Origin of the sequence: Aliiroseovarius conchicola, assembly GCF_041403445.1 — a bacterium.
GTDB lineage: Bacteria > Pseudomonadota > Alphaproteobacteria > Rhodobacterales > Rhodobacteraceae > Aliiroseovarius > Aliiroseovarius conchicola.
The window spans coordinates 1-5,011 of record NZ_JBGEHL010000035.1 but is presented as its reverse complement, the minus strand read 5'-3'; the positions used below and the strand labels follow the sequence as shown (position 1 = coordinate 5,011).

The window sequence follows — 5,011 nt, the reverse complement described above, 5'->3', positions numbered from 1 at the left end:
GCCCAGGACGGCACCACCGCGCTTGGACTTGATGTCACACCAGCCGCAGGCGGCATTTCCCTGAACCCCGCCAATGGTGAGGTCACCGTCGATCCAGGCACCACGGCAGGCACCTATGTCTATACCTATGAGATCTGTGAGGTGCTCAATCCAACCAACTGTGACACCGCTGAGGTCACCGTCGTTGTCGATCCAATCGATTTGATTGCTGAGATTGAAGAAGATCTTAAAGAAATCCTCGAAGAAGACCTGGCAAATACGCTGACCATACATAGCCGCCAAATCAGCGGCTATGCCGCAGACGCAGGGGATCGTCTGCGCCGTCGCTCTAGTAATCAGTGCCTGGCAGATGTAAATGCGCGGCTGAACAAAGAAAACATCCTGTTTGATACCGATAAGGCTATCATCAATTCAGAAAGCCGAAGGACGCTTGATGAGATCGCCGTGATATTGGGTAGCTGTCCTGACAGCGCATTCGAGATTGCTGGGCATACAGACAGCGATGCATCTGATGCTTACAACCTTGACCTGAGTCAACGCCGTGTTGAAGCCGTATTGCGTGCCCTGTCGGCCCGGGATGTGGACACAACTGAATACGTCGCCCGTGGTTACGGCGAAAGCCAACCGATTGCGAGTAACGCGACCGAGGCTGGCAAAAAGCAGAACCGGCGCGTTGAATTCCGAGCGCTGACTGATTTTGATGGCTATCAAGGCCCGTGCGATGATAGTTTCGCCATGGTGCGTGCCTTTAATTTACAAGCCAACAATGATGGGCTGAATGCTGACGGCCGGTTCTTGAGAGATGAGCATGACTGCATCACTGATCGTCGCGAAGTCTTTGAAGGGTCTCTGAGCTACACAGATACTGGTCAGGGCCAGACGCAGAGTGTCTTCAACTTATCATACCGCAGAGAACAATATCGTGGAAGCGGCAGTGTCTTCGGCTACTTTGTCGGTCTTTACAGTTCGCAGTCCGACGTTACCAACAAAGCGACCGGTGAGATTCGCGGTCTGGGAATAAACGCTGGGATCTATGGCGCGAAACGCCTGCAGAACGAACTTTTCCTGGACTACTATCTGGGCGGGGCAACGGGTCGCCATAAGTTTGATTTAGCATTTGATCGCAACGTAGGCACGATAACTGCTAACGGCGACTATACGTATTGGGCCGGCTTTTTCGGGGCATCTCTTTCTGGAGAGCTAAAATATGGCGAAACCAATGTGACGCCTCGTGTTGGATTTGACTACATCTACACACCTGGCGCAGATGTTGATGTAATTGCTGAACTTGGCGGCTTAACCCAGGTTGGCAATATCGAACTTGATGCGATTTCAGGTGGCCGCATTTTTGCAGAAATCCGCACTGATCGACTTATCAACAATGGCAAAAGCAACCTTTGGTTCAATCCACGTATTGCCTGTTACCAATCCCTAGGAAGCCTCAACGAAGTTTGCGGTATTGGCGGTTCGCTCGGTATTGAGAGTAGAGGCGGAGATAATGATCTAAGCTACGCATTCGAACTTGATGGTGAATGGGGTGAGAATTACTTCCTCGGCACTGTTCGGGCCAGAGCAAGCCGCCAGCTCGGCAACGTGTATATCAATGGTGGTGCAGGTCTCAACTCAGACGGAAGCGTCTCAATGGACGCGAATTTCGAAATGAAGTTCTAGGACCTATGGACAATTATCGTGAGGCGATGAGGGCAGCAAAGAGGTTCCAGTTGGCAGCGTAGCTGCAATCGGTCTTGTCGTATCGCGTTGCTATGCCTCTGAATTCCTTGATCTTTGCGAAATAGTTCGTAAGCGGCGCTTATCTGCTGATAGCGGGTCTTGTTCACAAATGTTCCAAAATCTGTCCGATCTCACAGCCTCAAGCCGGTTAGGCCTATTTGGTGGCCCTACATTGGTCAGGGAGTGGGGGCGCATTGGATCTTCGGGTCAGGTTCGTATCGAGCCGTTTGCAGACGAGGGTCAGGCCGTGGATGCCCTTGCCAGTATCGCGCACCAGAAACGCCGTAGGGGCTACACAGAAGGCCCAGAAGGGACATAGCCATGAGATTTGCACCAACCCTGATCCTTGCGGCTGTCCTGCCCAGCGTAGGACTGGCATTCTGTGATCCGCCAATTGGGGCTCGATTTGGGTAGGGGGCGAAATACCCATTTCTCATGAGCGTTTTGATCTTCTCGGCACGATGAGACTACCCCGCTGGCGCGGGATGGTCAAAGTTTGTAGCCTGAACAGGCGCTGGAGACGGTTGCCGCAATCGAGTGTTGTCATGCTCTCATCCGCGGATTGGTTACCGCCTTACCAAATACGACGCGGGATTGCCTCTCTCTAAGAGCGGGTATTTGCCCCAACGCGCTCCGAGGATTTCCCCATCAATGGCCACCATCTCCAGCGGACTGCACAGGCAGCCTGCTTGTGATGGTCAGGCCTTGAGCGGCGTCTGCCGTGCAATGTCCCAGACGAACCCAGCCAATTCCCGTGCAATGGCAGCCAGAACTCGGGGCTGCGGCTTGCCTGTTCGGCTCAAAGTTCGATACCGCTTGCAGAGCCTGGTCTGCGCTTTCCAGCCAATGTCTTTGATGTGCTGAGGCAAGTGGGCCGACCGCTTGAGGTAGGGATGGCCTTCCTTAGGTGGGTGACGGTACGACCATCCAGCCTCGACCAGCATTGTGCGCGCCAGTGCATTGCCTGTCTTTGTTAACCGTCCTCGCCGTATCGTGCTTCCACTGGAGTGTTCCGAGGGCACCAGCCCGCCAAAGCCGCGCCAACATTTCTGCGTCACGCCTGTCCGTCTTTATCCGATCCCCGGCTTTACGCGGTATCATCGATGGTGCGACGACCGCGCATTCGAAACCGAGCTTGGTAAGGTGCCGGTGCAGGCCATAGCCGCAAGGCCCTGCTTCATAGCAAAATGATGGTGTATGACCATTCTTTGTCAGCGTTTTGGTAAGCCGCAAAATGGCATCCGCCGAATTTACAATGGTGCCATGAAATCTGATCTCGCCACGACGCCTGTCCTCCGCAACAGAAACCGCAATCGTATCCTTGTGAACATCCAAGCCCACATAAAGCGTTTTGTTCATTCGTATTTCCTCCGTCAAACAATCCAATGTTCGCCGAGAAAATCACAGGCACAGCGCCCGCCGCAAAACGCTCATCTGGTCTAACGATCTCGGGTTTTGAATAGCGGCCTTTCGCTGCACGGCGCATGAACTGGTAAGAAGCGGGACAATCCTACCATTTCGCGAGCGTCACTCAAGGTTTGCTTTGATTTGACGGTACTTTACGACCTTGCCCTTCCCGCGCCGCAGAACGAGCAGGCCAGCGATCACGATCAGGATCATGCCGGTGACCGATGACACGGTTAGCGTTACCCCGAAAAACAGAATGTCCCAGATCGCGACGAAGACCAGATAGCTATATTCAAATGTCGAAATGATCGCGGGCGGTGCGGCCTGATAGGCTCCGGCGAGCAGTATGCTGATCAGGATCGTGAAGCCGGCGAGGACTGCGAGGACCAGGGCATCCGCTAGGCTTACATTCGACCACAGGCCAAAGATGTAGGGATACTCTTCGGTCAGATCGCCTTTTGACGCGAACCAGAACAAAAGCACGCTCACTATCACCCCCGCCAACATCATGACGATGTTTTGCGATAACGATATGGCGGCAAGTGGTGTATCCCGACACTTCACCCGTGTCGTAATGTGGGCTAAAGCGTAGAAGGCGGCACCCATGATCGGTAGAAGCGACCAAAACGAGAACGCATCCATCCCTGGCTGCAACAGCACAATAACACCCGTAAAGCCAAGCAACACCCCCAGCCATCCAAGTGGACCGACAGGTTCTTGGATTGCATAGGCGGATAGTAACGCCACGAAGATTGGGGCAATGTAGTTTGCGGCTCCAACCGTGGAAAGGCTGAGGAAAGGGATCGCCGCGTAGAACGCCAAAAACGTAGTGGTGATAAATACCGCTCGCAAGAGCGGCCATTTTCCGAGCGCGATGCGAAAGACAGCTCTATGGACCCCTCTAAGCCGCAACAAAATCAGTAGCATCGGGATCGCGAGAAGGCCGCGCAGGGTAAAAATCTGCCAAAGTGTCAGCTCTCGGCTGAAGAGCTTGAAGACAACATCCTGGATCGAGATCGTCAGCGCTGCCGCAATGATCAACGCTACACCGCGCAGGATGTTCTCTGGTCTTGCCGTTAAGCTGCTGTTCAAATCATGCTTCCTACCGCAAAGTCTTGATTTCCAAACAATACGACAGCGAGAATATTTTTAGTATCCACGCCCTGGAGCAAACCCACCGACTTCCAGTCGGTTCTGCTTCAGCGTGAAAGAATCGTCTTATGATCATTGGAGTAGCCCCCATCGGGTGGTCCACCAACTGGGATAGTTTTATCCCGCAAATTGGAGGATCAGCGATGGCTGGAAAACGAGAGAAACCGGAAGAGATCGTATCGAAGCTTCGGCAGGTTGAAGTTCTGCAAGGGCAAGGGATGACGATTGCGGAGGCGGTGCGCCAGATCGGGGTGACACAGCAGACGTTTTATCGATGGCGCAAGCTGTATGGCGGTATGGGACGCTCGCAGCTGAAGCGGCTGAAAGAACTGGAGAAAGAGAACCAGCGTCTGCGGCGGGCGGTTTCTGACCTGACCCTGGACAAGCTCATCTTGACTGAGGCTGTACGGGGAAACTTCTAAGCCCTTCGCGTCGTCGTAAATGCATCGATCATGTGCGGCAGGAACTCGGCGTGTCTGAGCGTCGTCCCTGCCGCGCCTTGGGTCAGCACCGTTCGACACAGAGAAAGGTTCCGCAAGGCCGGGCCGATGAGGAACGGTTGACCGATGATATCATTGAACTGGCCGACAAGTATGGCCGTTATGGCTATCGCATGGTGGCGGGTTTGCTGAACAACGCTGGCTGGCACGTGAACCACAAGCGGGTCGAGCGTATCTGGCGACGTGAAGGGCTGAAGGTCCCACAAAAGCAAAGAAAGAAG

3 protein-coding genes and 3 pseudogenes are annotated in these 5,011 nt (G+C 53.9%); 3 read left to right on the top strand and 3 right to left on the bottom strand.

Annotated features, from left to right (window positions below; translation table 11 throughout):
- A partial coding sequence (locus V6N04_RS18885; RefSeq protein WP_371171724.1) for an OmpA family protein occupies positions 1 to 1,671 on the top strand: 1,671 nt, incomplete at its 5' end.
- Positions 1,672 to 1,684: 13 nt separating this feature from the next.
- Here the strand turns inward: V6N04_RS18885 and V6N04_RS18880 are convergent.
- A pseudogene (locus tag V6N04_RS18880) lies at positions 1,685 to 1,798 on the bottom strand (IS5/IS1182 family transposase); the annotation flags it as partial.
- A 42-nt stretch (positions 1,799 to 1,840) separates the two neighbouring features.
- Between V6N04_RS18880 and V6N04_RS18875 the strand changes: the two are divergent.
- A complete protein-coding gene (locus V6N04_RS18875) occupies positions 1,841 to 2,050 on the top strand; it encodes a WGR domain-containing protein (protein WP_371171723.1) in 210 nt (69 codons plus the stop codon).
- 379 nt (positions 2,051 to 2,429) lie between these two features.
- On the opposite strand, the pseudogene V6N04_RS18870 reads toward V6N04_RS18875, so the two are convergent.
- Both V6N04_RS18870 and V6N04_RS18865 read right to left on the bottom strand, forming a co-directional pair.
- Positions 2,430 to 3,090 (bottom strand): annotated as a pseudogene (locus tag V6N04_RS18870) (IS110 family transposase).
- A gap of 168 nt (positions 3,091 to 3,258) precedes the next feature.
- Positions 3,259 to 4,230 carry a DMT family transporter gene (locus tag V6N04_RS18865; protein ID WP_371171722.1) on the bottom strand — a complete coding sequence of 324 codons (972 nt, stop codon included), beginning with the start codon at positions 4,228 to 4,230 and terminating at the stop codon, positions 3,259 to 3,261.
- Positions 4,231 to 4,433: 203 nt separating this feature from the next.
- On the opposite strand from V6N04_RS18865, the pseudogene V6N04_RS18860 reads away from it, so the two are divergent.
- A pseudogene (locus tag V6N04_RS18860) lies at positions 4,434 to 5,011 on the top strand (IS3 family transposase); the annotation flags it as partial.

Excerpts from the sequence above, each read along its gene's own strand:
- V6N04_RS18875 (WP_371171723.1), top strand. The coding sequence starts at position 1,841 with ATGTTCCAAAATCTGTCCGATCTCACAGCCTCAAGCCGGTTAGGCCTA.